At 72.6% G+C, this 3,246-nt stretch carries 2 protein-coding genes; one reads left to right on the top strand and one right to left on the bottom strand.

Translation table 11 applies throughout. The features are described from left to right. Positions 1 to 111: 111 nt before the first annotated feature. Positions 112 to 1,440 (bottom strand): Na+/H+ antiporter NhaA, encoded by a 1,329-nt coding sequence (gene nhaA / locus DKL51_RS30940; RefSeq protein WP_109947563.1) that lies wholly within the window; start codon positions 1,438 to 1,440, stop codon positions 112 to 114. Between the two features lie 326 nt (positions 1,441 to 1,766). Here nhaA and DKL51_RS30935 point away from each other — a divergent pair, with 326 nt between their 5' ends. Next, a complete protein-coding gene (locus DKL51_RS30935; protein ID WP_243420774.1) occupies positions 1,767 to 3,194 on the top strand; it encodes a tyrosine-protein kinase domain-containing protein in 1,428 nt (475 codons plus the stop codon). The last annotated feature ends 52 nt before the right edge of the window (positions 3,195 to 3,246 follow it).

The following is a 3,246-nucleotide window of genomic DNA, read 5'->3' as shown; positions in this document are numbered from 1 at the left end:
GTACAGCGACGCGGTGTACGAGACGGAGGAGACCGAGGAGGAGCGCGAGGCCGAGCACCGGCGCTGAGCCGCCCGGCCGTCCGGGGCTCCGGCCGCCGGACGGCCCGCCGGTCAGCCGCTGTCCGCGGAATCCTCCTGGTAGATGTCCGGTACGCCGTCGCCGTCGGCGTCGCGGCTCTCCCGTTCGGCGATCCGGCGATGGACCGTGTTGCGGCGCAGCAGCACCGCCGAGGCGAGCACGGCCGAGATCAGCGAGCCGAGCAGGACGGCGACCTTCACCTTCCCGTCGGCCGGGCTGCCCGCGCCGAACGCCAACTCCCCGATGAGCAGCGACACGGTGAACCCGATGCCGCCCAGCAGCGCCACCCCGAACAGGTCGGCCCAGGTGATCTCGCCGTCGAGTTCGGCCCGGGTGAACCGGGCGAGCAGGTAGGTCGAGCCGAACACGCCGACCGTCTTGCCGAGCACCAGGCCGGCCACCACCCCGATCACCACCGGGTCGGTGAGGACGCCGGCCAGGTCGGTCCCGACCAGCGACACGCCCGCGGCGAAGAACGCGAAGACCGGCACGGCGAAGCCGGCCGAGATCGGCCGCCAACGGTGTTCCAGGCGCTCGGCCAGGCCGGGTCCGCCGCCCCGGGCCGGCCGCACCGGCACGGTGAAGCCGAGGAGCACCCCCGCCACCGTGGCATGCACCCCGGAGGCGTGCACCAGGGCCCAGGTGACCACGGCGAGCGGGATGAGCGCCCACCACCAGGTCCGTCGCCGTTGGACGAGCAGGGCGAAGAATCCGATCGGCAGCAGCGCGCCGAGCAGCGGCAGCGGGTGGAACTCGGCGGTGTAGAAGACCGCGATGATGATGATCGCGAAGAGGTCATCGACCACCGCGAGGGTGAGCAGGAACGCCCGTAGTCCCTGCGGCAGGTGGGAGCTGACCACCGCCAGCACCGCCAGCGCGAAGGCGATGTCCGTCGCGGTCGGGATGGCCCAGCCGCGCAGCCCCGCCCCGCCGGCCGCGGCGTTCACCGCGACGTAGCAGAGGGCCGGCAGCACCATCCCGCCCATGGCGGCCACCACCGGCAGCGCGGCGCGCCGCGGATCACGCAGGTCGCCGGCGAGGAACTCCCGCTTGAGTTCCAGACCGACGACGAAGAAGAAGATCGCCAGCAGTCCGTCGGCGGCCCACGCGGCCAGGCTCAGATCCAGGTGCAGGCCGGACCCGCCGGGCCACGGCACCCAGTGACCGAGTTCGGCGTACGCCGTCCGCCAGGGGGAGTTGGCCCAGAGCAGGGCGACGACGGCGCCGAGCAGCAGCAGCCCACCACCGACCGTCTCGGTACGCAGCACGTCGGCCAGGAAGCGCGCCTCGGGCCAGGAACGGCGGGAGAGGAGCGGGTGCGGCCGGCGGGGCTGGTCCGGGTGCGGGGTGCGGTCGGTCATGCGGGGTCCACCTCGGCGTCAGGGGTCGGCAGGGCCATCGCCGACCAGACTTCCCGGCACACCTGGATCGACCCTATCCGGGCGGGCTGGTCCCGGCGACCGGAGTGGAGGTGAAGCACTTCCGGTGCAGATCGCCGAATCCCGGCGGACCCCCGGTCGGGTGCGGTAGTGGTGGATTACGCCCTATGGCGCCCTATATGTCGTCTACATTCCTTTAGTCGCTTCCACCCAGTCCTCGCGACGGTTGGTCGTGTCTTCGACACCAGAGGGGGATCCTGTGCAGTTTCACTGGCTGGCCGACCCGGCGGGCGGGAGGCCCGATCACCGTGCGTAAGAACCTGCGCCTGATCCGCCGGCACTGGTGGATCGTCCTGCTCACCCTCGTCGCCGGCGTCGGCATCGCGATGGCCGTCACGGTCCGCACGCCGCCCCGGTACCAGGCCTCGGTGACCTTCTTCGTGACCACGCCGACCCCCGGCGTCACCGACGCGTACCGGGGCAACCTCTTCCTTCAGCAGCGCGTCAAGTCGTACGCCGACCTGCTCGGCAGCGACCGGCTGGCGCAGTCCGTGGTGGCCGAGAACCCCCTCGGCCTCACCGCCGGCCAGCTCCAACGGCGGATCAGCACCTCCACCGAGGAGGGGAGCGTCCTGCTGAAGGCGGAGATCACCGACACCGACCGGAACCGGGCGCTGAAGCTGACCCAGACGCTGGCGACCCGCTTCGTCGACCTCGTGCAGAAGGTCGAGACCCCAACCGACGGCAAGCCCGCACCGATCAAGCTGGAGGTGGTAAGCGGCCCGCGGGTCAGCTCCACGCCCGTCTCGCCCCGCCCCGAACGGAACCTGCCGCTCGGCGGGCTGATCGGCCTGCTGGTCGGCGCGGCGCTGGCCGTACTTCGCGGGGCGGCCGACGTCCGGATGCGGGACGCCGCCGCGCTGCAACGGGTCACCGGCAGCCCGCTGCTCGCCGAGATCCCCTTCGAGAGCGATGCGAAGTCCGCGCCGCTGATCGTCGGCGAGGCGGCGAACTCGGCGCGAGCCGAAGCGGTGCGCAAGCTCCGGACCAACCTGCGGTTCGTCGACGTGCACGAGCCGGCCCGGGTCATCGCGGTGACCAGCGCCCTGCAGGGGGAGGGCAAGACCACGCTGGCCTGCAACACGGCGATCGCCCTGGCCGAGGCCGGCTGGCGCGTCCTGCTGATCGACGCGGACCTGCGCCGGCCCAAGGTCGCCGACTACCTGGGGCTCGACGGCGGCGTCGGCCTCACCGACGTGCTGGTCGGCGACGTGGAGGTCGGTGACGTGGTCCAGCGCTGGGGCGACAAGTCGCTGCTGGTGCTCCCCAGCGGCGCCGCACCGCCCAACCCCAGCGAACTGCTCGGCTCCAAGGCGATGGCGGACCTGCTGCTGGCCCTGCGCGAGTCCGCGGACATCGTGGTCGTCGACACCGCGCCGCTGCTCGCCGTCACCGACGGGGTGGTCGTCGCCGTGCAGGCCGACGGCGCGCTGCTGGTCGCCCAGCAGGGGCGGATCTCGCGCGGCCAGGTCGCCGCGGCGGCCCGTTCGCTGCACTCGGTCTCCGTCCGCATCCTCGGCTGCGTGCTGAACATGGCCAGGGTGGGCAAGGCGGACAAGCACCATTACGCCGCGTACCGGGTGGTGACGCCGCCCGGGGCGCCGCGGCCGAAGCGCGCCGGCGCCGGGAAGCGGGTCAACGACCGTACCCAGCAACTAAGCCGGCCGGCCCGATGAGCGCCAGCACAGGTCTCATCGACCGTTCGATCTCCTCGGCGCTGCGCCGAGG

The sequence above is a fragment of the Micromonospora globispora genome, from assembly GCF_003857015.1.
Lineage (GTDB): Bacteria > Actinomycetota > Actinomycetes > Mycobacteriales > Micromonosporaceae > Micromonospora > Micromonospora globispora.
Note: the sequence above shows the minus strand (reverse complement) of the source record. Positions and strands in the feature narration are given on the sequence as shown.

Bases quoted from the DNA above. Each gene is read 5' to 3' on its own strand.
- nhaA (WP_109947563.1), bottom strand. From the start codon at position 1,440: ATGACCGACCGCACCCCGCACCCGGACCAGCCCCGCCGGCCGCACCCG.